Origin of the sequence: Micromonospora sp. DT31, from assembly GCF_049841795.1 — a bacterium.
Lineage (GTDB): Bacteria > Actinomycetota > Actinomycetes > Mycobacteriales > Micromonosporaceae > Micromonospora.
Window position 1 is genome coordinate 1 of the sequence record NZ_JBNCKZ010000025.1, and the last position, 24,339, is coordinate 24,339.

The window sequence follows — 24,339 nt, forward strand, 5'->3', positions numbered from 1 at the left end:
GGCCTTCCCCATTTCGGTCGAAGTCGCTGTCGCTGCTTGACAGCTATGCCCATCGGATGTCTTATCGGCGAAGGTCATCACGTCTGCCCTGGTCAGCGCCTCGATGATGCCGTGTGTTCGGGCTGCGGTCAGGTCGTGGACCGAGCCGGGCAGCGCTGGCGAAGCCCAGACGAGACGGCCAGCGGCATCGGCGATGACCTGCACGTTCACGCCGTGGTGCTTGTGTTTCCCGGAGTAGTACGGCTTCTGGTCGGCGACCCGGTCGATCGGGATCAGGGTGCCGTCCAGGATCGCGTACGCCAGTCGGCGGATCCGCCCCATGGCGGTGGCCAGATCATTGGCGGCCGTCGCGAGCAGGGCTATCGCTTCCTGCACGTAGCGCCAGGCGGTGGCGACGCCGATCTGAAAGCCGGCCGCGAGTCGGGTATAGGTGTCGCCGTTGCGCAGGTGGGCGAGAGCGAGCAGCGCCTGCCGGCCGGGCTCGAGGCGCCGCCACCGGGATCGGCGCTGTTTACGGTGGCCGCGGATGCGTTCGGCGAGGTGGTTCAGGGTGCGGCTGGACAACGGAATCGTGGCGGGGTAGGACAGCATGGCGAGGCTCCCGGTCGGGGCTTCGAGTCTTGGTCGACAGCTGTCCTACCTGGAGCCTCGCACCCATCGATCACCGGGCCTGCCGCACCCGTCCTGAGCTGCAAGATCAGCTTGGAAAAGGCTCACTGCCGATTCCGGGATCAGAGCGCTGAAGTGTACCCAGGTGGGAGGCTCTCCTGCGGCTGTGTGCATCGCCGGCCACCTCGGCCTGGATGTGGTCCAAGTCTGGAATCTGACCACCGGCGAGCAACTCGGAAGCTTCAGGGCCGGAACGCTCGCCAAGATCGCGAGCTGCGTCGAGGTCGACGGTAATGCCGTGACCGCCGTCGCCACCATGCGGACGCTTCGAAGGTGGAATGTCGCCACGAACGAGGTTTCGCTGCTCGTGGCAGAGCGCTCGGAGGCTCCGCCAACCGCCGCCACCACCATGATGGTCGACGGCGCCCCCCTGGCGATCGCGGCGCTGGACCAAGGCGACCTGTACATCTGGGATCTGACCGACCCGCGCGGACCCGGCCAGTTGCTGGGCCGCCATCCAGGTGCCACGCGCTGGCCCGACGAGGTGACCAGCTTGCACGGGGCGCGGGCCGACGGCCGTCCCGTGGCGGTCGCCGTCGGCGCCGGCCGCGGCAGCGTCTGGGATCTGCGGGCCGGGACGAAGCTGCACGACGGATTCGCCTACCCCGTGGGCGGTCTGTCGATCGAAGGTACGCCGGCCACGGTGCTCGACGTCGGGGGCGAAAGCATGGTCTTGGTCTCCGCGCAATCGAGGGTAATGGCTTTCGACGTGAACACCGGTGCTCCAAGCGATTTGATCGTGCCCGGGGATTTGTCGGGGAACTTTGCCGCTGCCGAGGTGAACGACGTCCCCTATTTGTTCACCGTGGACGACGTGGGCGGCCTAGCGGTACGGAACCTTACCGAGCACGGCTCGCTCCCGAACCACCTTCCGCTGGAGTTCCACGTCAGAAGCCTCGACTGCACCACCGTCGGCGGACGCCCGCTGCTCGTCGTCGCCGGCCAGACCAGAATCGCCGGCCACCGGGAATTCACCACTCAGATCAAGCTGTTCGACGCTGCCGAAATCGTCGCGGCCGCCACCGAGCCCCCATCGCCCGCCATCTTCTCCGCCGCCCGAGTTACGACGGCGGCCGGCGAGCGCATCCTCGCCGGATCGACGGACGGCTCGCTTCACCTGTTTGAACCCGGGACGGGAGCCCGAAGGCCGCTCCCGGCCGGCGCTTCCCATGGTCGCGTGTACCCGGTTCTCGCCACCGGTGATACGGCGATCGCCGCAGTGCTCGACGGGCCGCTGCAGCGGTGGAACGTCGAGAACGCCCGGACGGTCGGCGCACCGTTCACCGCTCATCCTGGCCGGATCCTCGCGATGACGACATTCGTCGACGACGGCCGGACTACGGTCGTGACCGGCCAGGACTGCGCGGAACTGCACTTCTGGGACCCGGCCACCGGGGAGGAAGCCGGGCCGTCAATGACGCACCAGCACGGGTCCGGCGGGGTCAACGCGCTGATCACATTCGAGCTGGCCGGCGCGACCGTCCTGGCCACCGGCGGAGCCGGCGACAGCACCGTCCGCCTCTGGCGCCCGAGACGGGACGGCATGCGACTTGACCGGGCCGTCAAAGCGCAGTGGCTGACGGTGGGCGCCCTCGCAGCCGTGACCGTCGATGGACAACCGATGCTGGTCAGCGGCGGCGGTCTCGACGGCCAAATCAGCACCTGGAATCCGCTGTCGGGCGCCCGCGTGTGGGGACCGGTCACGACCAACCGGATGGGCGTGCACTCAATCGTCCCGGCGCGGTTCCGTGGTACGCCAGCGCTGCTCACCGGCGGTTTCTACAGCACCGAGGTAGGTATCTGGTCGATGCTGACCGGTGCACGCCTCGGAGCGCTGACCACGCCGTCGCCGGTGAACGGCATCCTTTTCGGCTCGGACGCGGTCCTGGTGCTGCAGTCCGGACAGGACCTCATCACGCTAACGCCGCCACCGTTCCTCGAACCGGAGGGCTGAAGGGCTCACGCCTGGCGTCCCCGACCTCGGTAGTTCGTTCGGATGTCCCCGTCGTTCTTCCCGCCGATGGCCACCGACGCCGGACCGGTCGCGCTCACTTCGCCAGGCGGCGGTGGCCCGGCCGTCGGCTCATCGGACGCATTGGTGGTGATCTCGCCAGTGTTGTCCCCGCCGATCGCCGCGGCCGCGGCGCCGAGGGCGTGCACGCCCGCCGGCATGGCCGGCTCCGCCCTCGGCAGCAGGTAGGGCGCGAAGAACGCGGCGAGCGCCGCGAGCGCCGCGATCGAACTCGAGATCTTGTCGGCCCGCTCCAGCCCGACCGAGACGAGGTACGCCAGGACGCCGCCGACCAGCAGCAGGCACACCACCCAGCAGAGCCAGGTCCAACGGCGGCGACTGCTCGGCATTCTGACCACCTCCGGCAAGTCACACAAGCCTATCAAGGGCGTCACCGATCGACTTGAGTTGTCGCCAGATGCGCTCGAAGACTTCGTCCTCTATCCCACCAGCAGGCCTTCTGAGCGGGGCTCTGCGGTGGTCGGGATGCGACGGGCGAGATCACCGGGCGGCGCTCCCCGATTGTGGTCGACGGCCCGACTGGCATCGGGCGCTGGACATCTTCACGGCCGGCGAACCACCCGGACGCCGCCACCATCCGCGCCAACGTCAGCTCCCGTGAGCGAAGCCTGCCCTACCAGGTCGTTGGGCATGTCCCTGCGACGCGGCGGGTCCAACCTCGCCGCGTCGCAGGGTGGGCGGGGCGCGTCAGCACCAGCCGTTGACCGGGTTGGCCGCTCCGGTGTAGTGGTAGGCGTCGGGGATCCAGGTGCCGTCGGTGAGCCGGTTCCACAGGGCGGTGGTGCCCCAGCGGCCGCTGTGGGAGGTGCCGTTCGACGAGCAGGCCACTGCCGCCGTGGCACCGTCCGCGATCGAACCGACGACCCCGTACCCAGAGCCTGGCCCGGACCGCCGGCTGACCGACGTGCCGCCGTTGCTGTCGACGATGCCCTCGGTGAAGCCGAGCGCGCCGTAGTTGTAGAGCGTGCCCTTGACGTTCACGCGCTTCGATCCGTGCAGCGCGTAGCCCTCGTAGGCCGCGCTGCCCTCTCGCGGCACCCACTTGCCGAGGTTGTGGGTGGCGACCGCAACGTACGCGCTGTTCTGCCGCAGCCCCAGGTGCACGTGCCGGCTGCTGGCGGAACCGCCGCAGGTGATGTCGGTGCCGGTGTTGCCGAGGAAGGCGCCCGCCGAGACGGAGGCACCGTCGACGTTGATGTTGTTCCAGAGGTGGTAGTAGTCCGTGGCGTACCCCCGGTCGTGGACCACCCGGATCCAGCCCTTGCACATCGTGTACGCGGTGCCGGCACGCACGGCCAGCACCCGCTCGTCACCGCCGTAGAGGTCGATGGAACTGAACGGTCGCGGGGAGCCGGACCAGCCGTGTGGACCGCCCCGGAGGATCCAGGACTGGCCAACGGTGAACGGCAGGCGCATGCCGGTGCGGAAGTCCCCGTTGGCGACCATCGTCTTGGGGGCGGTGAAGGTGCCCCTCTCCTGCTCAGCGACGACGGAGGCGGGCGCGGCCGCAGTCAGTTCGGCGAAGGTGGCTTCGCCCTCGAAGGCGACCTGCCAGCCGCCGCGCTGCTGACGGGCGACGAAGAGCCAACCGGACGGGTGGAGATCCTCTCCCTGCGGGGCGACGAGCACGGCGGTGCCGAAGGCCCAGGCCCGGCCGTCCTTGCGGGTGACGTTCACCCGGGTGTCCGCCACATCGGCGGTCCGGAACGCCTGGTCGGCCGCGACTGCGGCCTCCGCGAGCAGCTTCTGCCGTACGGCGGTGGTGACGTCGTTGGCCGGCGCGGCGTGGGCGCCGCTCGGCACGGTGCTCGTCATGGTGGCAGCGAGCAGGACCGCGGTGGCGGTACCGATCCAGCGTCGAGTACTCATCATGTCCGCTCCAGAGGGGGGCCGAGAGGCTGACACATATTCGAAGGACGGTATACCAAAGATCGACCCGCGTATATGAATGAGGCGCGCGGCATCGTCGCCACCTGCCAAGGCCCCGACGGCGCGGGCGAGGTCCCCCTCGCCTGACGTCCCGCCGGCCACGGTCACCGCCTGGATCCACGCCACCTACCGACGCCACCTCAGCCTCACGCCGCTCCCGGCCCGATCCAGGCCCGAGCAAACCCTGGCCCAGCACCGGGACGGCGCTTCAGCGACGACGGGCGTACGCGGCCCGCCGCTCGCTGAACGGGCTGATCCGCGCCCGCCGGAAGTGCTCCGGCTTGTACGCGCGGAGAAACTCCTCGCCGTCGCGGGTCCGGTCGCCACCGTCTCCGCGTCCACGACATCCGGCGGCGACTCGAACAGCATCCCGTCAGCAGCCACGACGGAGGACGACGTGCCGGACACTTCCGCACGGCAGGGCGCGCAGAAGTCGGTCATCCGGTCGGTCACCTGATCGCCGGCCACCACCACCAGATCGCTACCGAAGAACCGCACGAACCGGTCCCTACCCTGACGTTGCGGCTCCCACGCCTGAGCCAGCTTCTGCGCTGACTGCCGCGCATCGGGAGCAAAACGTGGCCGTGACGCCGACTGCCGCTGATCGGTGTGTCCATCACGGTTCAGGAGAGGAGAACGATCGTCGGTACGGCGAGGAGGATGCCCGCCAGCGCACCTGCGACAACCTGCCGCGTCGTGTGATCACCCAGCCGCAGGCGGGACCAACCCACCAGGGCGACGAGCGCCAGCGAAGGAACCAGCGCCGGCCCGAACGCGATGACCAGTACGGAGATCGAGCCGGCGGCAACCGCAGCATGGGCACTCGGTTTCCACACCCGGTTGATCGCGGTGACGATGAGCAGCACGGCGAACATCACCACGACCATGGGGATCAGCGGCCGCGGCGTACCGGCGAGGACGAGCACGGCGAGTCCGACGAGGACGGACAGCAGTCCGTAGACCAGAGGCATGCGCCGTTGCTCGCGTACGCCGATGTGGTGGTCGGTCAGGCGCCCCCGTCGTACGCCGACCCAGATGACGACGTACGGGATGGCCGAGCAGAACAGGATGGCGAGCAGCGACCAGCCAAGGCCGGTCAGCGCAGCGGGGCGGTGCTGTGCAGGGCGATGATCAGCGGCATCACCGCCGCGAAGATGGCCGGCGCAAAGATCTCGGTGACGATCCGGGCTACTCGTGAGGGGGCAGCGATGGGATCTTGGCTGTACTAGTCTTCGCGTCATGGCCTTGCGTCCGGATCAGTTCTATGACCACGCCTTGGCCGTCACGGACAGCGAGCGGCGGCTTCCGCTGGCGCGCATGACGGGATGGGACATCAGCCCGTTCGAACAGGATGGATTGCGCGTTGCGCCGCTGCGTCCGCCGGTACTGCCCGAGCCCGCCCGGCACGGCGAGGATCCGGCGGAGTGCCGGAACTGCCAGGAGCGCGACGAGGGAATCTGGTTCAACGATCACTGGCGGCTGGCCCGTGTCCCGGGAGTGGGCGTGCCGCTGGTGCTGATGCTGTACCCGCGCGCTCACTATGACATGGCGGACCTCCCCGACGATCTCGCCGCGGAACTGGGACTGCTGGCCACACGAATCGTCCGCCATGTCCAGGCTCTGCCGCACATCTCGCGAGCCCACGTCTACCGCGTCGGCGACGGCGGCGCTCACCTGCACGTCTGGTTCTTCGCCCGGCCGGAGGGCCAGGCGCAGCTCTACGGATCCTGGCTGCCAGTCTGGGACGACCTCCTGCCGGAGTATCCCGCCGACGTCGCCGAGGCGGACGCCGCGATCGTGGCTGATGCCCTGGTCGCCTCCCATGGGGGCCGCCGATCGGCCGCCACCCCGCCGCGTGCCTGACCGCCTGATCACCAGCAAGCAGCAAAGTCCGTGAGACGTCCTTGAGCGACAGTGGTGACAGGGGTGACAGGGGTGACAGCCCGTCCATCACCCTGGCAGGAATTGGGCCAGCGAGGCATCGTCGTGGCGCTTCGTCCGTGGGTACCGGTCCCCGTGCGGGTCGTCTGACTCGATAGACCGTACATGCCCGATCAGACCCGCCGGCCCGGCCTTATCGAGCAGGTCAAGGTACTCCGGCCAGCCGCAAATTCCCATCTGGTCTACTGGTCGGGTAGCTCCATCTGAGAACGCGGCAGCCCGCCGCACAACATCAGCCGGATAGGCCGCGGTTTGTGCATACTGAGCTGCGGTCGGGTCGGACGCCGCCACCCACCATCCATCAGGGCGGTTTCGAGTCGCGGTCCGCCGAGCGACCAACCCGGCCAGCGCCTCGGCGTGTTCAGGGGTCGGTCCGGTGTCGAGGTACAACAACCGCCGACTACACGGCGAACTCGGGCACATCCCACCCGCCGAACACGAGGCCCTACACACGATGACCCACCCGGTCACCCCAGAAAACCAGCTAACCAACTCTCCACCAAACCCGGGGTTTGACATCATCGCCACCGGACCGCGACGCCACGAACTGTTGACCATCGCCTGCGAGCTCTACGAGGCGCCGCTGGCCGAGGGGCAGGACTACGAGTGGCTGCAGCCCCACCGCGAGACGGTGCGCCGCTGGGGCACTGAAGCCCACCTACTCCTCGCCGGTTCATGGAACTCAGGTGGCGTCCGGATCTGCCGAGAACAGTGCATCGTCGGCTGCAAGCGCATTCCGCCCATCATCGTGGCGGAGTCAGACGTCAGCCAGCCGCACGATCAGCAGTCCAGCTCGGCAGTCGCATTGTCCTCGATCTGCACCACGTCGGGGTCCCGGCGCAGAGCTTGAACCTGAGCGTCAGTCATGTCAGCGGAGAAGCTGTTGATGAAGTCGAACACTCTGTTCGGGGAGACCCCGGCTCGCGCGGCGACGGTAAGCGGATCACCGCTGCAACGAACGACGACTATGTACTCACCATCGACGCGCCGTTCCTGTGAGGCACGGAAATGCGGTGCAAGCCGATCAGGGTCGGGCTCGATGCGATCGATGTCGGAGTCTTCGGAAAGTGCCGGGACCCCGGCCCTCGGCGACTGTTCCAACTGCAGGCCGGTCAGCCTGGCGCCGAATCCCCAAGAGGCGACGACGCGGTACAAGTCGTCGGGCGAAATCTGGTGCCGACTGAGTACTTGATAGGGATCGGTTCCCGGCTTGACGATGACGAGGTAGTCGTTCTCAGCGGAGCGCCTCGCATACCGCGCCTCCAACGAGTGCGGCTCCGGTTTTGACTCGTTCTCGATGGCGTTCAGCATGGCGGTGGAGTCGTAGCCGCGCTCGCGCGCCTTGATGACGAGATGCGCCGGAGGGCGGCGGCGCAGCTGCGCGTACGCGACCGTCCCCCTCGACTTGTGCATGTCTTCGAGGCTCAATTCGTCGAGCGGGTGCCAGGGCTGATAGGCGTTGGGATATTCGGCCCGCAACGAGTCATGGTCTGCCGGCAGATCCTGCACCGCGACCCTGATCGAACGCACCGAGCGCGTCGGAAGACTCGCCGACCCGCCAGCCGGATCACGGACGAAGACGAAGTCCGGTGTCATCGTCACGAAATGGGCCGGGTACGACCGAACCTCGCCATCTTCCTGCTCGATCTCCACGATGTACGGCAGATGCACCGTCGGATCCGGCCACTCCGTCATCAGTGCCTCCCCTGTGAACCCCGTTGCGACCGGTTGGCGGTGGTGGTCACCGACCGCTCCGCTACACCAGGAAGCCCATCACGGCGGATTTCGAGCGAATTTTTCAGCGGTCTGCCGCACGGACTTACCCGATGACGTGATCATGCCACGCAGGCGCTCTCATGCCGCCACCCGTGCGCGGCACCTTAGGCGGATCCGTCACTTTCTGTAGCTGCGGTCCACCGCGAGCCGACTTCCGGAACAAGTAGCCGATGAGCGGACGTTTGCCGCGCGGGTAGCCGCTGCTCGCCGCCCGAGGCAGCGTCTCAAACGACGTCGGCGAAATCACGCTGCGCCATCAGAGCGACGGCATCTTCGATCGCTTCCCTGGTTACCGTCGGTACGACGGTGACAGCCCGCTCGGCGAAGTAGCCAGGCATTGTGATGGCGCTCTGCACTTCCTGAGCCAACCGGGTCGGATCGTAGAAGGTGACCGCCTTTTCATGCCCGGACCAGCGGACGACTACCTCGATCCAGCCCTGGGACTCGACCAATGCCCAATTATGGTCGTCCAGCGAAGCCGGGTAGACGACCTGCACGGCTCCAGGCTGGGTAGGGTGAGGGTTGTCGTTTGCCGGATCGGACGAGTACGCCAATCCCGTCTTCTCCTGCCCGAGCGACCGCAGAATCTGCTCGGGCTCGCCTGCTCTCGAGGCAGCCAGCTCGATGACAGCGTCCGCTGCAAGGGCTGTCAGGTTCAGCGCCGCCGCCAGTGCATTCTCCTGCACGGCGGCCTGAATGAGGTTGTAGACCTCTGCATCGTCGTCTGCAAGACAGGCAGCCACACTTTCGACAGCGGCTTGCCTACCGTCTCCCACTCGTCCGCTCTTTCGCACAGGGTCAGTCTCTCGTACGCGCGTGCCGGATGCGCCGCGGACCGGGTGCGCGACGGCGACGGCAGTCCGTGACTCACCGTACGTTGTCGTGCAACCTGTCGGTGCACGCTCGTACCGATGGGACTGCGCCAGGTTGCACCCCTGCCGCACCGACAGCTGGGCTGCTGTACTGCCTGGAAGGTCAGCGGTCGGGGCTATCGTGCCGTGCGTTTCGGGGCACGGATGGCGGCCTCCAACCGCAGGCCGGTCCCGACGAGGACGAGCAACCACGCCAGCGTGAATGGACGGTCGGTGGTTGTGCCGAGAGTCAATAGGGCGATGAGCAGTCCGACCACGATTGCGGCGGTACCGACGTTCCGGAGGGTGATGGTGGTCAACACGCGGCTGAGTGTGCCAGGGCACGTGGCCGTGCAGCCATCCCGGACGTACTGATCTGCCGCAGAGCGTGCGCGTCGCCAGCCGGGATCCATTCACATGGCGCCGGCTGCCGTGCGGCCCGCTGGCGTCCGCAGCCAGTTGAAGAAATATGACGCAAGGTGTCAGGGTTTGGGTGGAGCATGGGTTCATCGGTCGGCGCCGGTGAGAGGCGCGGACCACGGCGCAGATAGATGCGGAGAGACAAGGACAACCATGCGCGAAACCCCACAAGATCTCGAAAAGCTCCAAGCCCTCCTTGACGCCTCCCTCGCCGGCTCCACCTCCCACCTCCGCTCGATCATCAACACCGCGCGCACACTGAACGCGGAGCAGCTCACCCAGGTCCTGACCGGCATGTGCACCCTCGCTCTGTCCAGCGTGACGGCAAAGGGTGAGCCGCGGATCAGCGGTGTCGACGGGCACTTCCTGCGAGGCAAGTGGTACTTCGGCACGGCGCCCGACGCCGCCAAGGCGCGCCACCTTGCGGCGCGGCCCGCCGTCAGCGCCGCACATATGCGCGGTGAGGACCTCGGCGTTTTCACGCACGGCAAGGTGGAGATCCTCAACCCCCGAAACGGCGACCAGGCCACGGACTGGCCGGACGTGCTCGCGTACTTGAAGGACTTCTACGGCGACGACCCCTTCGACTGGGACAACGACGTGGTCTACTACCGGCTGCATCCGCACTGGATGGCCGTCTATGCCCCAGACATCGCAAAGCTCACCGTGGCGTCCCAGCCCTGATCCACAGCACGGCCAACCGATGCGCGTCCAAGACTCGCTTCGTCAGAGGTCTCGTTACCGCCTAGCTAGAGCCGGACTGCCCCTTCTGTCCTTAGGGTGGTGGGAGCCGTCCCCGCAGCGGGCCGGCCGTCCGTCCCTCGTTCACGCCACGGGAGAGACACCATGACCTCCACGTTTGCCCGACGGTTGACGGGCGCGGTCGGCCAGGTCGCGTTGGGCGCGATGCTGCTCGTTGCCGGCATCGCCCACCTGACAGTCGCGCGCCAGGAGTTCTTGGCGCAGGTGCCCTCCTGGCTCCCGCTCGACGCCGATCTCGTCGTCGTCGCCTCCGGAGTGGTCGAGATCTGCCTCGGGCTGGCCCTGCTCGCGGCTTGGAGACAGCCTGTACGCGGCCTCACCGGAGCGGTCGTAGCGGCCTTCTTCGTCGCGGTCTTCCCGGGCAACATCGCTCAGTTCACCGAAGGGCGTGACGGATTCGGCCTGGATACCGACGCGGCACGGGCGGTCCGCCTGCTCTTCCAGCCGCTGCTCGTGCTCTGGGCGCTTGCCGCCACCGACGTGCTTTCCACGCTGCGCTCACTGCGCCGTCGCCCCTGACACACGAACCGGATCCAACGACATCGTCAGCCCGTTTGCCGCTCGCTACCTGGGTGCCAGTTGCAGATCATCTCTGATGACGACCATGGATGTCCAGATGCCGTCGCCCCACCGACACGAACCCCCATGCCTGCGAGCAGCGTGTCCCGATGAACGGGGGTGGGCCGTTCTCGACGGTCGCGACTGCGGCGACGAGTGGACGCCCCGGACTTGGACGGGTGCGCTGTTGATGGGGGACCGGGCGCCGTGGACCTGGTGATGCCCTGTCGTCACCCCTCGCTTACCCCCGAAAACCCTCACTCATGGTTGGCGATCAGTGACAAGTGGCGATCACCGCATGATTGCATCTGTGCAGCTCATCGACCACATGCGACAGCCGATAACGAGGTTGTGGTGTTACTTTCGGCAACAAGGGGTCGTTGGTTCGAATCCGGCCGTCCCGACAGGATGTAACCGCAGTTCAGAAGGCTGATTCGAGTAATCGGGTCGGCCTTCTTCGGGACCACGGCGGTCAAGTGCGCCGTCTGTAGCGCTCCTTGGCCGTCCAACGGCTGGTCTCTTGCCTGCCGGATTTTCGCTCGAATTGTCGATGCGGCCCCGCAAGGCGGGAAGCGCTGGCCACGGCCGGAGACACAAGATTCTGAACCTTGGGGCCTGGGGCGTTAAGCGCTCGGGCATCGCGGGTCATTTGACTAGCCGATCAACCAGTGTGGCTAGTTGGTCGGGGTATTCGTCGGTGACCAGGTGGCCGGCAGCGTAAACGATGTCAGCGTCGACACGGATCCGTTGTCGTGCTCCTAAGCGCAATCGGTCCGGGGGCAAGAACACGTCTTGGTCTCCACTTGCGATCACGATCGGCATCGTGCGAGCTACCGCCGGTACGAGATCTTCGGAACTCACCGGCCGGGCGTGTCGGGCGACCAGCGTCATCCACTCCACCAGGTCGGCGCGGGGCGCTCGGCCGGAAGCAGACAGGATGCGCAGTAACCGAAGGCTCGAAGCAGTTCGTGGCCGCACTAACCAGCTCAGGAACGCCAGCAAGACACGGGGAGTGATCCTGAGCCGGCACAGTCCTCCTGGCGCCACGGCGACCTTGCCCCGAATTCGCGAATGATCTGCGACGAGCGCGACAGCCCCGCCGAACGAATGCCCAAACACCACGACCGGCCCGGAGGTGGCCTTCTCGACGACCTCTCCCAGCCATGAGCCGTACCAGGTGAGCCGGCCACCGGCCGTACCCGCTTCACCAGAACTCAGCCCAGGTTGACCCGGGATGTCGGCACCGACCACCCGGTACCGCTGAGCCAAGGCCGTGAGGAGCGGCAAGTAGGCAGCTGTGCTGAAGCGGTCACCAGCGACGAAGACGACTGTGACCGAACCTGTGCCAGCGGTGACGACGTGCGTGTCTTCACCCTGCGCACGAATCACGTGCCGATCGTGGTGAATCGGCCAGGAATTCAGCTGCTTCTCGCACCATTGGCGAATACTTTCCCTGCCCGCAGGAGTCCGGTAAATCGATGTCACTGCTGCATTCTGCACCAAGGTGATCGGAAGATCCCGGTGCCCAGCGTACGTGCAATGGCTTGTCCGTTCAGCCCAGCGAGCCCACCTGTCTTAGCTGGTCGGAACCCTCCGGTCTTCTGCACACTGCCTGCCCTGAACCGTGTGCTGCGGTCGTCGAGCGCGTCAGCGCCTGGGGACCAGGTGGGGACCACACGGCATGCGCGACGGTGGCCAGCATTCCGTCGACTACACGGCCTGATCTTAAGCTCTGACAGCGTCGTGTAGTGCCGGTCGAGCAAAGCCGCGTACTCGCTCTCGTCGGCTGGGTACCGCTTCGATCCTGGCAGGCTGTGGAACCTCGCCCACCGGTCTGGGTACTGAACGCGAAGCCGGTGGGCGAACGGCGGGCATTCGGGCCAACGTTGCTCCCACAGCTCCGTCAAGGTCTGCGGGGTCAGTTCTTGGCTCGGGGTCACCGGGGTGTTGTACCTCAGGTGGGAAGGGCGGCCTCGGCGGGGACCGGACAACGACCCCACGTCGTGCACGAGAGCCAACGACAGCGACTGGCGGAGTCGGCCGGTGTCGCGGACCGGGTTGGTGGGGGTGGCGCCGTGGCGTACGGCCAGAGCGAACATCTGACTGAGTACGACCTTCACGCCTTTGGCGGCTGAGGGGCGGTCCTTGGCGATGTCGCGCAGGAACCGGTAGAGGCGTCCGACGCTGGCTTCCCGGATTCGGAGGTTGCCGAGGGCGGGCAGGATCGTGGTTTGGACGCAGGCCGCGTATCGGTGGATGGTCTGTGGCGCGATGCGTTCCTCGGCGTTGATCTCTTCGACCCACAGTTCGGCGAGGGCGCTGAGCGGCGGAACCGGGCGCGGGCCCGGAATCTTTTCGGGCAGTTTCCCGATCCGGATTCTTCTGGAGGCGCCGATGGCCAGTTCAGGCCGGCCATGGTTCACCGCTCCGCGTCGGTGTGGTCTTCGGGCCAGCGCTCGACCTCGCTGCGCCGGTAGCGCAACGTGTTGTCGACGCGGATGGCGCGAGGCCCTTGCCGCGGCGGTGCCAGGCTCCACGGCTCGTTCGCCCAGACGCTCCACCGACGTGACGGCCGTCCTGTGGAATCCGGACCGGCGTGGAGACCGGATAGGATTTCTGCTCCTGCACGGAACGGGGTCGTGCTCGGCCGGTCGCGCCGCTTCGGCCTCGCCGGGCGCCGTGGCGTCCGGGACGAAGGGTGGACACCCCGGATGCACCAGCGGATCCTGCTGCGAGCCCGCAAGGGCCCGTTCGACGTCGTCACCGCCGAGGAGACCTACGAGCGGGACTGGATCGGGAAGAACAGCGGCAACCTGGTCTTCAGCCACGCCGCGCACAAGCTCCTGTCCACCTCGGCGGCGGAGATCACCCCGTCGCGGTTCCGGGCGGACCCGCGCGATGCCGACGAGATCAACGAGAAGTACGACGTCTTTGTGATCCCGCTGGCGAACGCGTTTCGCCACGATTACGCGAACCGGCTGATGTCGATGACCCGGCTGATCGAGCGGCTCAAGATCCCGGTGGTGGTGCTCGGGGTCGGGGTGCAGACCGACGTGGACGGCGACCGCGAATACCTGCGCCCGATCGACGAGCCGGTGAAGGCGTTCTGCCGGGCGGTGCTGGACCGATCGCACAGCATCGGCGTACGCGGCGAGATCAGCGAAAGCTACCTGCGTACGCTGGGTTTCTCCGCCGTCGAGCAGATCGGCTGTCCGTCGATGTTTCTGCACGGCGACAGCTTCCGGGTCGAGAAGGCGAAGGCGACCCTGGGCACCGAGGATCGGCTCGCGTTCGTCATCTCGCCATACGTCCGCGCGTTGGCCCCGATCGTCCACCACCACTACCAGCGCTACCCGAACCTGCGCTACGTGGCGCAGGGCCTGTACACCCTCGGCACCCTGCTCTATGGCGACGCACCGAATTTGCGCGGCAAGACCGACGACATGCCGATCCACACCTCACACCCGCTCTTCGTCGAGGACAAGGTGCGGATGTTCGTGGACCCGTGGCCCTGGATGGAGTACCTCTCCGGATTTGACTTCGCCTTCGGCACCCGGATCCACGGCACCATCACGGCGCTGATCTCCGGCACTCCTGGGTATCTCCTCGCACACGACTCGCGCACCCTGGAACTGGCCCGCTACTTCGACATCCCGCACCGGTTGATGCGCGACGTACCGGCCGACGTCGACGCCGCCCAACTCTACGAGGAAGCCGACTACACGGCCCTGAATGAGGGCCACAAGGAGCGCTTCGCGCGGATCACGGCGTTCCTCGCCAAGCACGACCTCGGCCTTTCGTTCGCCGACGGGGACAGCGCCATCCGCTTCGACGACCAGGTCCGCCAAACCGTCTACCCGCAGGCGGTCCGGCCCGCCTCCGCCTACACCGCCGAGGAACTGCTGGCGCGCATCCAGTGGCAGCGCGACGAGAACCGGGCGCTGCAGCAGAAGCTCAAGGCAGTCCGCGCGCAGCCACTGCGCGAGCGGGTCAAGCAGGCGGTGGGCGGCCGGGTCCGCCGGATACTGTCGCGCTGACCGTCCTGCGCCTGTTCGACAGCGGAGTGGTGAGCGCCAGCGCCGCGACGGTGCCCGGTCGGGTGCCGACGTCGATCACCCGCCGTCCGGCCCACACCCCCGCCGCGTCCAGCAGCGCCTCCGCCGGGTACGCGCGGAGCTTGGCGATGCTGCGCTCGTACGCCCCGCCCGTCCGGCCCACCGCGACCGTTCGTGTACGCCGAAGGCGTCATTGATCATGGCGGCAGCCTGGTGCTTCAACGTCACTTTTGCTTCGGCGTTGGGCGTGGCGCGGGTACGAGGACGGCCGCCGAGTTGATCACCGATGGCTTGTGAGGACAACCGAGGATCGCGTGATGGCCGTGGGCCACACCGTAGACCCTGCCCGGTGACTCCCGGTTCAGGCGAGGAGTAGGAACGTCGGCACCGCAATGAGTGAGCCGGCGAGGGCGCCTGCGACAACCTGTCCAATCGTGTGATCGCCCAGCCGCACGCGGGACCAACCCACCAGGGCGACGAGCGCCAGCGAAGGAACCAGCGCCGGCCCGAACACGATGACCAGTACGGACATCGAGCCGGCCGCGACCGCAGCATGGGCGCTGAGCTTCCACGCCTGGTTGATCGCGGTGACGATGAGCAGTACGGCGAACATCACCACAACCAGGGCGATGAGCGGCCGCGGAGCGCCAGCGAGGACGAGCACGGAGAGACCGAGGAGAACGGACACCATTCCGTAGACCAGAGGCATGCGGCGCTGCTCGCGTACCCCGATGTGGTGGTCGGTCAGTCGTCCCCGCCGTACTCCGACCCAGATGACGGCGTACGGGACGACGGAGCAGAACAGGATGGCGAGCAGCGCCCAGCCGAGGCCGGTCAGCACGGCGGGCGCGGTGCTGTGCAGGGCGATGATCAGTGGCATCACCGCCGCGAAGACGGCCGGCGCGAGAATCTCGGTGACGACCCGTGCCACTCGAGACGGGGTACGGGCCGGCCGATCGACGACTGCGGGCATGTGACAGTTCTACCGTCCGGACGTCTGCGACGTGGGTACGGCATCCGACGCGACTCGCGTGACGGCCGCGCAGCGGCAGGGAAGGAGATCGTCCGAGTGACCGGAGTAAGTCATGTCACCTGGTCGGCGGCGCCGAGGTTGCCGGGTGGCCGAATCTCCGGAGGGCCAAGCAATTGGGCAGGAGTGTCGTCCGACCCGTCGGCGGGAGTCGCGCCGTCGAGGCGGGATGCCAGAGCCGCACCGATGACCACGGCTTCAACCATGGCGGTCTGTCGGTCGCCTTGGCGGCCGGCTTCCTCGGCAGCGCGTTGTGCGTATGCGGTGACCGTCGTCGACACCAATGGCCGCAGGGTGGCGTAGCCGTCCAGGGTCCACACGGTGATCCTGACCCGTCGCAGGGGAAGCGTCCGAGCGATCGGCAGGGCGTCGCGGACACCGGACGGCGGCGGAAGCGGCGTGATCTCAGGCAGCACGGCGTGGATCCGTGCACACGACGGATACAGCTGGCAGTAGTCGCGAAGCGCCGCGGCTCCGACCCAGAGCCGACCGACCCGACAGCCGTTCGACGTGGCCTCCGCGTCGGTCGGCCGGGCCTGGTCGGCGTTAAACCGCGCCACCTTCCTCGCGTACGCGCAACCGGACCAGCTCCCCGCGCGGAGATGCCTGCCGGCAGGCCGGTCGACGGCCACTGATCGATCGCCCTGCCCGTCGCTGTCTCGTCGCGAACCGTCACCGTGGCCATGCCGCTGCGCTCCTTGCCGTGAGGTGAGCGGCACGATGGCACGACGGTCCGACGATGCCGCTCGGTCAGCCGCCTGGGCAGCGGGTATCCCCGCCGCTGTGCTCCACGCAGTGCCCCGGCGGGCCGGGCGTCGTCGGTGCCGGCGCCGGTTCGAGGTCCCGGCCGGCGAGCAGGGCGAACGGCACGGCGGGCACGGCGATCACGACGGTCAGCACCAGGAGGACAATCGCGGTGCGTACCAGTCGCAGGTGGTACGCGACGAGCGCGATGACGGCCGGCCCGGCGGTCGCCACCAACGCGGCGACCAGCAGGGCCACGCTCGCCCGACGTTGAAGGTCCGCGGACTCGCCGGGCTGGTCGCCGTAGCTGACGCTCCACTGCTCCAAGCCGATGCCCACCCACCACACGGCCGCCGCGATCAGCCCGCAGACCCAGACCAGGACCAGGAATCCCACGATCGGGCCACGCCGCCGCCCCGCGCCGACCGCCTCAGACGTCATACCGCCCAGCGTGGACGGCTCAACCCGGCCGCGCATGAGTCGGCGTACTCAGGGTCTGCCCGACGAGACGCCGCCCACTACGTCGCGCTTCAGTTGTCCCGCGTTGAGCGATCTACTGCTCGCCGGAGCGCTGCCGGCTGTTCGGCCCAGGGCAGTGCCCACACCCGTCGACCATCACGACTCGTCAGCGGGAAGGGAGCTTGACCAGCGCGACGCCGAGCGAGGGTAGGTTCGAGTCGCATGTGGACGGGTAGGGCTGCCCGCATGGTGCGGATAGTGTGGCCCGATCGGCGCGGCGGGTCATCCTTGCTCTGCGGACTCGCGCTCGGTGCTGGCCTGGCGATCGCATATTTTCGCTTGGTCAGCATCGAGGATTCGTGGATGGCCCTGGTTCCGGTGGCGATCGCTGTGGTGCTGGTTGGCATTCCCTACCGGGAAGGGCCGCGGCGAGTTGCGCCGCTCGCGCCGTGGCGCTCCTTGGTCCTGGGCCTCGGCCTGGCACTGTCCGCGAGTGCGATCGTGGCAGCGATCGTCGGCGGATGACCGATCCAACTTTCGCCAACCGGCTGGACCGGGCCAACCAGCCCGCCGTGCCCGGTCCGAACCACATGCGGGGCTGGTCAAAGTGAAGGTGGCCTACGCCTGCTGCAGCTCCTTCCGTCACCCGTGCAGCATCGGCTTCTGACCGGTCACGCCGCCTTCGCGGCGCGCCGCCGCACCGGGCGTTCGGCCTGCACGATCGTCGAGAGCCGACCGTTGATCAGGTGGCCGAGTACGTCCAGGAAGACCTTGCGGTCGTGGGACGGGACCGTGGAGAGGATCTCGGCCTGGAGCCGAGTGACGATCTCGCCGGCCTCGGCGACCATCCGCTCGCCCTGAGGGGTGACCTTGACGATCCGGGCTCGCCGATCGGTCTCCGACATTCGGCGCTCGGCGAGCCCGGCCCGCTCGAGTTCGTCGAGGGTCACGACCATGGTGGTCTTGTCGATGCCGCACAGCTCACCCAGCTGGGTCTGGGTCAGCTCGCCGGTCAGGCCACGCTCCAGTACGCAGTATGCCCGGGTCGAGATGCCCAGGCCGGACAGGGCCGTGGCGTGCTCCTGGGCCAGCGCGTGGGTGGCCCAGGACATGAGAAACATCAGGTCGGGCACGTCGCTCATGCCACCCAGCCTAGCAACTAGTCCGCGATCAGAACTATCTCGTGTCGGAGCAAGTTGGTCCCGCCCTTCCGTATGGCGGGACGATCCGGTTACCGTCGTCGCAACCGATCGGGGAGATCCGCGCATGCCGTCCGCACCGAACGTCTATACCCACGGGCACCACGAGTCGGTGCTGCGTTCGCACCGGTGGCGTACCGCCGAGAACTCCGCGGCGTACCTCCTGCCGCACCTCGTGCCGGGCATGTCGGTGCTCGACGTCGGGTGCGGGCCGGGCACCATCACCGTCGACCTCGCCACCCGCGTCGCACCCGGACGGGTCACCGCCGTGGAGATCACCAGCGACGCACTGCAACTCGCCCGTACGGAGGCCGACGCACGGGGCCAAGGAAACATCGATTTCGTGGTCGCCGATGTCCACGCGCTCGACTTCCCCGACAGCGAGTTCGACGTCGTGCACGCCCATCAGGTGCTTCAGCATGTCGCCGATCCGGTCGGGGCGCTGCGCGAGATGCGCCGGGTTGCCCGTTGCGGCGGAGTTGTCGCCGCGCGGGACAGCGACTACGCGGGGTTCGCCTGGTTTCCGCGCGTGCCCGCGCTGGACGACTGGCTCGCCCTGTACCAGCAGGCCGCCCGCGCCAACGCAGGCGAGCCGGACGCCGGTCGACGCCTGCTGTCCTGGGCCCGCTCCGCCGGGTTCACCGACGTCAGGGCGACGGCGAGCACCTGGTGTTTCGCCACGCCGGAGGACAGGCGGTGGTGGGGCGGGATGTGGGCCGAGCGGATCCTGAGTTCGGACCTGGCCCGACAGGTGCTGACCTCGGGCGCCGCGACGGCGGAGGACCTGCGCGGCATCTCCGAGGGCTGGCGGGAGTGGGCCGCGGCAGAGGATGCCTGGTTCGCCGTTCTCCATGGCGAGATTGTCTGCCGGGCCTGACGCAAAGATGCAGGACCGCTCCCGCAACGTCCGATCCTGCCGGTGGGCGGACACCCTCGACCATGGTGGCGAGGTCTGGCGGGCCGAGAGCGCTGCCTGGCCGGTGCGCTCGGTGCCTGCTGGACAGGGGAGGTGGGGATGGGCGTGTATGACCAGCACGAGCGTGAGGCCGCCCAGCACCTTGCCGTCTTCGGTTTGCGCGTCGAGGTCGGCCAGGTTCCTGTCGTTCGGGCTGCCCTGGTGCGTGAGGCTCGGCGCGAGGCGGACTTCTACGCCGGTTCGGGCGCCGTCCCCGGGAACACGCAGCGAATGCGCATCTGCGCTGTCGAGCTCTGGCACGCCGGCGCCGCCGAGGACGCCCTGTTGGTCCACCGCGCCCGCGGCACCAGTATGGACGCGAGCGGCGCCGTCGACGCGGAGCTGATGCTCGGGGCAGGCGTGGCCAGGACGAAGGAGTACCTCACGGCGTTGTGCACCGACGAGGCCCGAGAGATCCTCGACCAGATCGCGTGGATGGAGGAGTCTTACGACGCCGAACGCTACGCAGCCTTCCTCGACGACTACTACCGGGTCGGCTGAGAGCATGGGCGCCGATCGTGGGCGCACGCGGTCATGGTGCAGCCGACCCGCAGCGGGCGAGCCCGAGCGTGCAGGCGGTGTGACGGTCGTGCGGGTCCGACCGTGCGCGTCGACCGCGCCCGGCCCCGCCCGACCTGCGTCGGACGGGGCCGAGCCGGGTTACGACAGGGACCAGTGCTGGCTGGGCGCGCCGTTGTCGGTCCACTGCACGACGTCGCCGCCGTCACCCGGTGCGGCCGCCGCGACCTCCATGACCTTCCGTGCCGCCGGTGTCGACGGTCACGACGGCGGTGTGCCAGACCCCGTTGTTGTAGGGACCGCCGGACGAGGTCAGCCGGCTCCCGTAGACGCCGTTGTCCCGGTTCTCGACGTAGACCGAGCCGCCGTTGAGGGAGAACGTCAGGTTGCTGGACTCGTCGGCTGGACGGGCGCCCTGCGCAGGTGGGCAAGCGCGTACGCGGTCACGGGGGGCGTCACGCCGGGGGGACCCGGTCAAGGAAACCCAGAACCTGGGTCAGCCGTCCGTTGTCGTCGGTCACCGCCACGTCGAAGCCCACGATCGGAGCCTCGACGCCTTCGGGCCCCAACGCCCAGGTGAAGCGGGCCTGGTTGTGGTGACCGTCGACCGGTCCGACCAGCCGGAACCGCATGCCGGGGAACTGGCCCTGCACGGCGGCGATCGTCGCGTCGATCGCCTCCAGGCCCTCGGCGACGGCCATCGGGTCGACGTAACGACCCCCGGGTGCCCACAGGTCGTCGATGTCCCGGCGGCGCTTCGCCGGATCGGTCTCGTTCCAGGTGGCGATATAACGCTCGGCCAGCCGATCGAACGTGGTAGCCATGGGCTCTCTCCTCGCTTGCCGGGACGGGGGCGGGATTGTCGCCGCACCCGGACCAGATGATTTCCGGCGCCCCGGCGTGCTGTCGATTACCTCGCAGGTAATGAGCTGCGCGCACCGGCACGGTCGTTAGGGTCGGCGGCGTGACGACTACGATCAGCACCGTTGGCCCGGTAGGCGAGCTGCTGCGTGACTGGCGCCGACGGCGCGCAATGAGTCAGCTCGATCTGTCGATCGAGGCGGGAGTGTCGGCCCGGCATCTGAGCTTCGTCGAGACGGGCCGCTCCCGGCCGAGCCCGGAGCTGATCCTGCGGCTGGCGGAACATCTCGACGTGCCGCTGGCGGAACGCAACACGATGCTGCTGGCCGCCGGCTACGCGCCCGCCTATCCCGGCCGCGAGTTGGGCGACCCGGAGCTGGCTCCGGTACGTGTCGCCATCCGCCAGATCCTCGACGGTCACCACCCGTACCCCGCACTGCTCGTCGACCAGCACTGGCATCTCGTCGACGCCAACCCCGCCATCGCGCTGCTCACCGCTGCGGTCGCGCCCCACCTCCTCGCCCCGCCGATCAACGTGCTGCGGCTCAGCCTGCACCCCGACGGCATGGCGCCGCGAATCCTCAACCTGCCCGAGTGGCGCGCGCACCTGCTCCACCGGCTCCGCCAGCAGGCCGCGACAACCAACGACCCGGCCCTGCACGAACTGCACGAGGAGCTTCGTGGCTATCCCGGGGGTGAGGGCCATGCGGCACCGGTCAGTGACGTCGCTTCGCGTGTGGTGATCCCGCTGCGGTACCGCCACGACGGTCAGGTGCTCTCCTTCTTCAGCACCACCACCCTCTTCGGCATGCCACTGGACGTCACCGTCGCCGGGCTGGCCGTCGAGGCATTCTTCCCCGCCGATCCGGCCACCACCGAAAGGCTCCACGCCCTGGCGTAGGCCGGTGGCGCGACCGTCCACCGTCCGCCCCGTGGGATCCGCGATGCCGGCGCCTGCACTTCTCACCCAACTCGTAGACGCAGTCGGAGGGCCCCGTCGAGCGGGGTCACCGATTCACACGTGGTGCGAAAGAATGCGCGCCATGGGACTTGATCTTTATGTCGGACCGTTGACCCGCTACCACCTGAACGACTGGCTGACGATCATGCAACAGATCGGCGCACGGGACGGACTCGACGTGCGGATCGTCCGGGCGCAGGAGGATGACGATCGCGAGACCGACCCCGACGTGGTGTACGACGCCGTACGGGGGTGGCAGCAGTGGCTCGGCGAGGCGCTCGGCGCCCCGGCGGACTGGCCGGAGGGCACTAACCGGCCGTACTGGACCGACAAGCCGGACTGGGACGGGTTCGGGGCGGTCCTGCTGTTCGCCGCGTACGACGAGCGCCCCGATCTGCAGCCGGGTCCGTGGGACAAGCCGGACAGCCCGCGTGCGTTCGCCGACGCCCCCGCGTTCCAGGCGGCCTCGGCGCAGCCCGAGCGCTATCTCAGTCTGCTGGCCGGGGTGGAATGGTGGCTACCGCTCGCGACGGACCCGCTCGTGATCGAGGCGCCCCGACCGGGCGGCCAACCCACCCGGATGGCGTCGGTCGGCCGGCTCGAGGCGGAACTGCGCCTGCTGAACGAACGCACCGGCCTTCTCGCCGGGTACGACCCGGCCGAGTTGCGGCGCGGGCCGACGACGGACCACCCCACGGTGGGGGATATGGCCCGGTTCGGCCTCGCGGTGATGCTCGACCTGGCCGAAACGGCACTCACGCACCGCCAGCCCTTCCTCCTGGACTACTGACTCACCGGCGGGAGGGCTCGCGGCCCGGACCGCTCAGGGGACGGCGACGGTGAACGGGTGCCCGGGACGGTCGGGACGCCATCCGTCGGTAAGCGCTGTGCGGATGACCCGCTCGACGAGCGCCGGCACCACGGGCTGACCCGGTTGTGCTCCCATCCAGTTGTCCAGCCGGGGCGACGGCATCAGCGCGACAAGGACAGCCCCCGGCTCCTGCGCGTGCTCCACCGCGAAGGACAGCGGGCTCAGGCCCCGGCCCTGCTCGTACGAGGGCTTGTGACGGACCTTCCACCTGAAGGTCACACCGTCGACGGAAATGAGCCGGCTGCCCTTCTTGGGAATCGCCGTGGTGCCGTTGCTGCGGCCGCCGGGCCCACGGCCGGCTTTCCAACTCCCGGTCGCCTGTGGGGAGACGTGGCGGCTCTCCACCTATCCGGGACACGACGACTACGACGTCGACCTGTTCCCGACGACGGGCGAAGCGTGGGGGCGGCCGGTGTTGGCCTCCGCGGACGGAACGGTGACGGTGGCGGGGATCAACGGCTCGCTTGGCGGTCGTACCCCGCAGGACCCGGACGGGCCGCGGGGCCGGGGCGGCGGCTACTGGGTCAAGATCGATCATGGTGGGAAGTGGGAGACGCAGTACCTGCACCTGCTCGAAGCGCCGTCGGTCACGGCAGGTCAGCGGGTGGCCCGCGGCGACCAGATCGGGCGGGTCGGCAGCACCGGGAACTCCGGTGCCCCCCACCTGCACTACGAGCAGCGGCGTGGCTGGAGCAAGGTGGAGGCCCACTTCGACGGCGTACCGTCGGGCATCACGTCCGACGACCGTGAGTACACGGTCCGGCGGACCAGCGCGAACTGCGGCCCGTAGGCGGACGGGTCAACGGGCTCCCGGCTGGCCAGCCAATTGTCGGCCCGACGGGTGTGCCGGTCGTCAGCTGGGGTGCCGGGTAGGTTGCAGTTGCGAAGACCCCACAAAGGCCGCCGAGGCTTGTGGACAGGGTTCTGGCCGCGGGGAGGATGGCATGGCGACGCAGCGCACCGTGTTGGTAATTCCGGGCAGCAGCGGCTGCTGGCACTTTCCCCACCAGTTGTTCGCTGCCGATGCAGCGCAGATGCGCGGCGCGCAGATGCACTACGTGTCATGGAGCGGCGAGGCGCCACCCGAGCCGGAGGCGCGGGGACCGTGGGCAGTGAAGCAGATGACGGCGGCGCTTCGTGATTTGCCCAAGCCGTTGATCATCGCCTACTCCCTCGGCACGCTCGCCGCAGACCTTGCTGCCGACTATGACCTGCCGGCAATCTGGATCACGCCGTTGCTGCACCGGTCAGAGGTGGTTGAGGGTCTGCGCCGGGCCGGCGCGCCCTGCCTTCTCATCGGCGGCACGGCGGACAGCACATGGCGTCCGAAGCTCGCACGCGAGTTGTCACCGCATGTGTTCGAAGTGGAGGGTGGCGATCACGGGCTCCGCGTCCCGGGGCCCCTCGCCGGGTCTGCGGCGGTGCTCGGTGAGATGGCTACGGCGATAGAGGAGTTCCTTGACCGGGTTCTCTGGCCGACACCATCCCAGGTCCGTTGACCGACGAATTACGAGCGTGGTCCGGCCTCTTGAGGAGTGGCGAGGCATAGATCACCTCGCATGAAATCGGATACCCCCCGCCGAGCCGTCACCTACACTGACGCCTGCCTGGGCCAGGTTGACCGAAACTCTGGTCATCCGATGAGTGCCCGGGTTGGCACCTCACGGGGGAAGGATTCGGCAGTGACAGGTAATCGTCCGTATCGAGGACTTGTCCTCGGCCTCGTCATAGCGGCCGCGTACGCGGT

Annotated in this window: 28 protein-coding genes and 1 pseudogene; 12 read left to right on the plus strand and 17 right to left on the minus strand. The window is 68.3% G+C overall.

Going from position 1 to position 24,339, the window contains the following annotated elements:
* On the minus strand, nucleotides 1–591 hold a 591-nt coding region (locus tag ACLQ2X_RS26255), incomplete at its 3' end, for a transposase family protein (RefSeq protein ID WP_425683757.1).
* Between the two features lie 184 nt (nucleotides 592–775).
* Between ACLQ2X_RS26255 and ACLQ2X_RS26260 the strand changes: the two genes are divergently transcribed.
* Entirely contained in the window at nucleotides 776–2,623 is a 1,848-nt protein-coding gene (locus tag ACLQ2X_RS26260; protein ID WP_425683758.1) for a WD40 repeat domain-containing protein, read from the plus strand.
* A gap of 5 nt (nucleotides 2,624–2,628) precedes the next feature.
* Here the strand turns inward: ACLQ2X_RS26260 and ACLQ2X_RS26265 are convergent, their stop codons facing one another.
* The 3 genes from ACLQ2X_RS26265 to ACLQ2X_RS26275 all read right to left on the minus strand — a co-directional run bounded on the left by ACLQ2X_RS26265 (nucleotide 2,629) and on the right by ACLQ2X_RS26275 (nucleotide 5,871).
* A complete protein-coding gene (locus ACLQ2X_RS26265) occupies nucleotides 2,629–3,030 on the minus strand; it encodes a hypothetical protein (RefSeq protein WP_425683759.1) in 402 nt (133 codons plus the stop codon).
* Between the two features lie 358 nt (nucleotides 3,031–3,388).
* Nucleotides 3,389–4,573 (minus strand): peptidase M23, encoded by a 1,185-nt coding sequence (locus tag ACLQ2X_RS26270; protein ID WP_425683760.1) that lies wholly within the window; start codon nucleotides 4,571–4,573, stop codon nucleotides 3,389–3,391.
* A gap of 680 nt (nucleotides 4,574–5,253) precedes the next feature.
* Entirely contained in the window at nucleotides 5,254–5,871 is a 618-nt protein-coding gene (locus ACLQ2X_RS26275; protein WP_425683761.1) for a hypothetical protein, read from the minus strand.
* Between ACLQ2X_RS26275 and ACLQ2X_RS26280 the strand changes: the two genes are divergently transcribed.
* On the plus strand, nucleotides 5,870–6,493 hold the full coding sequence (locus tag ACLQ2X_RS26280) for an HIT family protein (RefSeq protein WP_425683762.1): 624 nt from the start codon (nucleotides 5,870–5,872) through the stop codon (nucleotides 6,491–6,493). The genes ACLQ2X_RS26275 and ACLQ2X_RS26280 overlap by 2 nt on opposite strands.
* 858 nt (nucleotides 6,494–7,351) lie before the next feature.
* Here ACLQ2X_RS26280 and ACLQ2X_RS26285 read toward each other — a convergent pair.
* The 3 genes from ACLQ2X_RS26285 to ACLQ2X_RS26295 form a co-directional block, all read right to left on the minus strand.
* On the minus strand, nucleotides 7,352–8,266 hold the full coding sequence (locus ACLQ2X_RS26285; protein ID WP_425683763.1) for a protease inhibitor I9 family protein: 915 nt from the start codon (nucleotides 8,264–8,266) through the stop codon (nucleotides 7,352–7,354).
* Nucleotides 8,267–8,571: 305 nt separating this feature from the next.
* A complete protein-coding gene (locus tag ACLQ2X_RS26290) occupies nucleotides 8,572–9,123 on the minus strand; it encodes a hypothetical protein (RefSeq protein WP_425683764.1) in 552 nt (183 codons plus the stop codon).
* Nucleotides 9,124–9,335: 212 nt separating this feature from the next.
* The gene (locus tag ACLQ2X_RS26295; RefSeq protein ID WP_425683765.1) at nucleotides 9,336–9,521 is read right to left on the minus strand and encodes a hypothetical protein; all 186 of its coding nucleotides are present in this window, start codon (nucleotides 9,519–9,521) and stop codon (nucleotides 9,336–9,338) included.
* 250 nt (nucleotides 9,522–9,771) lie between these two features.
* Between ACLQ2X_RS26295 and ACLQ2X_RS26300 the strand changes: the two genes are divergently transcribed.
* Together ACLQ2X_RS26300 and ACLQ2X_RS26305 are read left to right on the plus strand one after the other, a co-directional pair.
* Nucleotides 9,772–10,302: a pyridoxamine 5'-phosphate oxidase family protein gene (locus tag ACLQ2X_RS26300; protein WP_425683766.1), complete on the plus strand. Its 531-nt coding sequence runs from the start codon at nucleotides 9,772–9,774 to the stop codon at nucleotides 10,300–10,302.
* 162 nt (nucleotides 10,303–10,464) lie between these two features.
* The gene (locus ACLQ2X_RS26305; protein ID WP_425683767.1) at nucleotides 10,465–10,899 is read left to right on the plus strand and encodes a DoxX family protein; all 435 of its coding nucleotides are present in this window, start codon (nucleotides 10,465–10,467) and stop codon (nucleotides 10,897–10,899) included.
* A 684-nt stretch (nucleotides 10,900–11,583) separates the two neighbouring features.
* Here ACLQ2X_RS26305 and ACLQ2X_RS26310 read toward each other — a convergent pair.
* The 3 genes and pseudogenes from ACLQ2X_RS26310 to ACLQ2X_RS26320 all read right to left on the minus strand — a co-directional run.
* Entirely contained in the window at nucleotides 11,584–12,423 is an 840-nt protein-coding gene (locus ACLQ2X_RS26310) for an alpha/beta fold hydrolase (RefSeq protein WP_425683768.1), read from the minus strand.
* Nucleotides 12,420–13,361: a DUF3885 domain-containing protein gene (locus ACLQ2X_RS26315; protein WP_425683769.1), complete on the minus strand. Its 942-nt coding sequence runs from the start codon at nucleotides 13,359–13,361 to the stop codon at nucleotides 12,420–12,422. Before ACLQ2X_RS26315 ends, ACLQ2X_RS26310 begins: the two co-directional genes overlap by 4 nt.
* Nucleotides 13,358–13,470: pseudogene (locus tag ACLQ2X_RS26320) on the minus strand (DNA-binding protein); the annotation flags it as partial. The pseudogene ACLQ2X_RS26320 and the gene ACLQ2X_RS26315, both read right to left, overlap by 4 nt.
* 179 nt (nucleotides 13,471–13,649) lie before the next feature.
* Between ACLQ2X_RS26320 and ACLQ2X_RS26325 the strand changes: the two are divergent.
* Nucleotides 13,650–14,975 (plus strand): polysaccharide pyruvyl transferase family protein, encoded by a 1,326-nt coding sequence (locus tag ACLQ2X_RS26325; protein WP_425683770.1) that lies wholly within the window; start codon nucleotides 13,650–13,652, stop codon nucleotides 14,973–14,975.
* Here ACLQ2X_RS26325 and ACLQ2X_RS26330 read toward each other — a convergent pair.
* The 4 genes from ACLQ2X_RS26330 to ACLQ2X_RS26345 form a co-directional block, all read right to left on the minus strand.
* Complete coding sequence (locus tag ACLQ2X_RS26330) at nucleotides 14,929–15,156, minus strand: hypothetical protein (protein ID WP_425683771.1); 228 nt, start codon at nucleotides 15,154–15,156, stop codon at nucleotides 14,929–14,931. The two genes, ACLQ2X_RS26325 and ACLQ2X_RS26330, sit on opposite strands and share 47 nt — an antisense overlap.
* A 198-nt stretch (nucleotides 15,157–15,354) precedes the next feature.
* The gene (locus tag ACLQ2X_RS26335) at nucleotides 15,355–15,966 is read right to left on the minus strand and encodes a hypothetical protein (RefSeq protein ID WP_425683772.1); all 612 of its coding nucleotides are present in this window, start codon (nucleotides 15,964–15,966) and stop codon (nucleotides 15,355–15,357) included.
* Nucleotides 15,967–16,076: 110 nt separating this feature from the next.
* Entirely contained in the window at nucleotides 16,077–16,583 is a 507-nt protein-coding gene (locus ACLQ2X_RS26340) for a DUF6545 domain-containing protein (RefSeq protein WP_425683773.1), read from the minus strand.
* A gap of 190 nt (nucleotides 16,584–16,773) precedes the next feature.
* Nucleotides 16,774–17,208: a hypothetical protein gene (locus ACLQ2X_RS26345; RefSeq protein WP_425683774.1), complete on the minus strand. Its 435-nt coding sequence runs from the start codon at nucleotides 17,206–17,208 to the stop codon at nucleotides 16,774–16,776.
* Between the two features lie 357 nt (nucleotides 17,209–17,565).
* Between ACLQ2X_RS26345 and ACLQ2X_RS26350 the strand changes: the two genes are divergently transcribed.
* Nucleotides 17,566–17,751 carry a hypothetical protein gene (locus ACLQ2X_RS26350; protein ID WP_425683775.1) on the plus strand — a complete coding sequence of 62 codons (186 nt, stop codon included), beginning with the start codon at nucleotides 17,566–17,568 and terminating at the stop codon, nucleotides 17,749–17,751.
* A 146-nt stretch (nucleotides 17,752–17,897) separates the two neighbouring features.
* On the opposite strand, the gene ACLQ2X_RS26355 is transcribed toward ACLQ2X_RS26350, so the two are convergent.
* The gene (locus ACLQ2X_RS26355) at nucleotides 17,898–18,368 is read right to left on the minus strand and encodes a MarR family winged helix-turn-helix transcriptional regulator (protein ID WP_425683776.1); all 471 of its coding nucleotides are present in this window, start codon (nucleotides 18,366–18,368) and stop codon (nucleotides 17,898–17,900) included.
* Between the two features lie 124 nt (nucleotides 18,369–18,492).
* Between ACLQ2X_RS26355 and ACLQ2X_RS26360 the strand changes: the two genes are divergently transcribed.
* Together ACLQ2X_RS26360 and ACLQ2X_RS26365 are read left to right on the plus strand one after the other, a co-directional pair.
* The gene (locus tag ACLQ2X_RS26360) at nucleotides 18,493–19,302 is read left to right on the plus strand and encodes a class I SAM-dependent methyltransferase (protein ID WP_425683777.1); all 810 of its coding nucleotides are present in this window, start codon (nucleotides 18,493–18,495) and stop codon (nucleotides 19,300–19,302) included.
* A gap of 138 nt (nucleotides 19,303–19,440) precedes the next feature.
* Nucleotides 19,441–19,881: a hypothetical protein gene (locus ACLQ2X_RS26365; protein WP_425683778.1), complete on the plus strand. Its 441-nt coding sequence runs from the start codon at nucleotides 19,441–19,443 to the stop codon at nucleotides 19,879–19,881.
* A gap of 473 nt (nucleotides 19,882–20,354) precedes the next feature.
* Here the strand turns inward: ACLQ2X_RS26365 and ACLQ2X_RS26370 are convergent, their stop codons facing one another.
* The gene (locus tag ACLQ2X_RS26370; protein WP_425683779.1) at nucleotides 20,355–20,723 is read right to left on the minus strand and encodes a nuclear transport factor 2 family protein; all 369 of its coding nucleotides are present in this window, start codon (nucleotides 20,721–20,723) and stop codon (nucleotides 20,355–20,357) included.
* A 140-nt stretch (nucleotides 20,724–20,863) separates the two neighbouring features.
* On the opposite strand from ACLQ2X_RS26370, the gene ACLQ2X_RS26375 reads away from it, so the two are divergent.
* Together ACLQ2X_RS26375 and ACLQ2X_RS26380 are read left to right on the plus strand one after the other, a co-directional pair.
* The gene (locus tag ACLQ2X_RS26375; RefSeq protein WP_425683780.1) at nucleotides 20,864–21,661 is read left to right on the plus strand and encodes a helix-turn-helix domain-containing protein; all 798 of its coding nucleotides are present in this window, start codon (nucleotides 20,864–20,866) and stop codon (nucleotides 21,659–21,661) included.
* 142 nt (nucleotides 21,662–21,803) lie between these two features.
* The gene (locus ACLQ2X_RS26380; RefSeq protein ID WP_425683781.1) at nucleotides 21,804–22,511 is read left to right on the plus strand and encodes a hypothetical protein; all 708 of its coding nucleotides are present in this window, start codon (nucleotides 21,804–21,806) and stop codon (nucleotides 22,509–22,511) included.
* 33 nt (nucleotides 22,512–22,544) lie between these two features.
* On the opposite strand, the gene ACLQ2X_RS26385 is transcribed toward ACLQ2X_RS26380, so the two are convergent.
* The gene (locus ACLQ2X_RS26385; RefSeq protein ID WP_425683782.1) at nucleotides 22,545–22,811 is read right to left on the minus strand and encodes a hypothetical protein; all 267 of its coding nucleotides are present in this window, start codon (nucleotides 22,809–22,811) and stop codon (nucleotides 22,545–22,547) included.
* A 13-nt stretch (nucleotides 22,812–22,824) separates the two neighbouring features.
* On the opposite strand from ACLQ2X_RS26385, the gene ACLQ2X_RS26390 reads away from it, so the two are divergent.
* Nucleotides 22,825–23,382 carry a M23 family metallopeptidase gene (locus ACLQ2X_RS26390; protein ID WP_425683783.1) on the plus strand — a complete coding sequence of 186 codons (558 nt, stop codon included), beginning with the start codon at nucleotides 22,825–22,827 and terminating at the stop codon, nucleotides 23,380–23,382.
* Nucleotides 23,383–23,536: 154 nt separating this feature from the next.
* Nucleotides 23,537–24,091 (plus strand): alpha/beta hydrolase, encoded by a 555-nt coding sequence (locus ACLQ2X_RS26395; RefSeq protein ID WP_425683784.1) that lies wholly within the window; start codon nucleotides 23,537–23,539, stop codon nucleotides 24,089–24,091.
* The last annotated feature ends 248 nt before the right edge of the window (nucleotides 24,092–24,339 follow it).

Excerpts from the sequence above, each read along its gene's own strand:
- ACLQ2X_RS26370 (WP_425683779.1), bottom strand. The coding sequence starts at position 20,723 with ATGGCTACCACGTTCGATCGGCTGGCCGAGCGTTATATCGCCACCTGG.
- ACLQ2X_RS26390 (WP_425683783.1), top strand. The coding sequence starts at position 22,825 with ATGAGCCGGCTGCCCTTCTTGGGAATCGCCGTGGTGCCGTTGCTGCGG.
- ACLQ2X_RS26355 (WP_425683776.1), bottom strand. The coding sequence starts at position 18,368 with ATGAGCGACGTGCCCGACCTGATGTTTCTCATGTCCTGGGCCACCCAC.
- ACLQ2X_RS26335 (WP_425683772.1), bottom strand. The coding sequence starts at position 15,966 with ATGCCCGCAGTCGTCGATCGGCCGGCCCGTACCCCGTCTCGAGTGGCA.
- ACLQ2X_RS26365 (WP_425683778.1), top strand. The coding sequence starts at position 19,441 with ATGGGCGTGTATGACCAGCACGAGCGTGAGGCCGCCCAGCACCTTGCC.
- ACLQ2X_RS26360 (WP_425683777.1), top strand. The coding sequence starts at position 18,493 with ATGCCGTCCGCACCGAACGTCTATACCCACGGGCACCACGAGTCGGTG.
- ACLQ2X_RS26265 (WP_425683759.1), bottom strand. The coding sequence starts at position 3,030 with ATGCCGAGCAGTCGCCGCCGTTGGACCTGGCTCTGCTGGGTGGTGTGC.
- ACLQ2X_RS26285 (WP_425683763.1), bottom strand. The coding sequence starts at position 8,266 with ATGACGGAGTGGCCGGATCCGACGGTGCATCTGCCGTACATCGTGGAG.
- ACLQ2X_RS26300 (WP_425683766.1), top strand. The coding sequence starts at position 9,772 with ATGCGCGAAACCCCACAAGATCTCGAAAAGCTCCAAGCCCTCCTTGAC.
- ACLQ2X_RS26270 (WP_425683760.1), bottom strand. The coding sequence starts at position 4,573 with ATGATGAGTACTCGACGCTGGATCGGTACCGCCACCGCGGTCCTGCTC.
- ACLQ2X_RS26395 (WP_425683784.1), top strand. The coding sequence starts at position 23,537 with ATGGCGACGCAGCGCACCGTGTTGGTAATTCCGGGCAGCAGCGGCTGC.
- ACLQ2X_RS26345 (WP_425683774.1), bottom strand. The coding sequence starts at position 17,208 with ATGACGTCTGAGGCGGTCGGCGCGGGGCGGCGGCGTGGCCCGATCGTG.
- ACLQ2X_RS26280 (WP_425683762.1), top strand. The coding sequence starts at position 5,870 with ATGGCCTTGCGTCCGGATCAGTTCTATGACCACGCCTTGGCCGTCACG.
- ACLQ2X_RS26275 (WP_425683761.1), bottom strand. The coding sequence starts at position 5,871 with ATGACGCGAAGACTAGTACAGCCAAGATCCCATCGCTGCCCCCTCACG.
- ACLQ2X_RS26325 (WP_425683770.1), top strand. The coding sequence starts at position 13,650 with ATGCACCAGCGGATCCTGCTGCGAGCCCGCAAGGGCCCGTTCGACGTC.
- ACLQ2X_RS26380 (WP_425683781.1), top strand. The coding sequence starts at position 21,804 with ATGGGACTTGATCTTTATGTCGGACCGTTGACCCGCTACCACCTGAAC.
- ACLQ2X_RS26305 (WP_425683767.1), top strand. The coding sequence starts at position 10,465 with ATGACCTCCACGTTTGCCCGACGGTTGACGGGCGCGGTCGGCCAGGTC.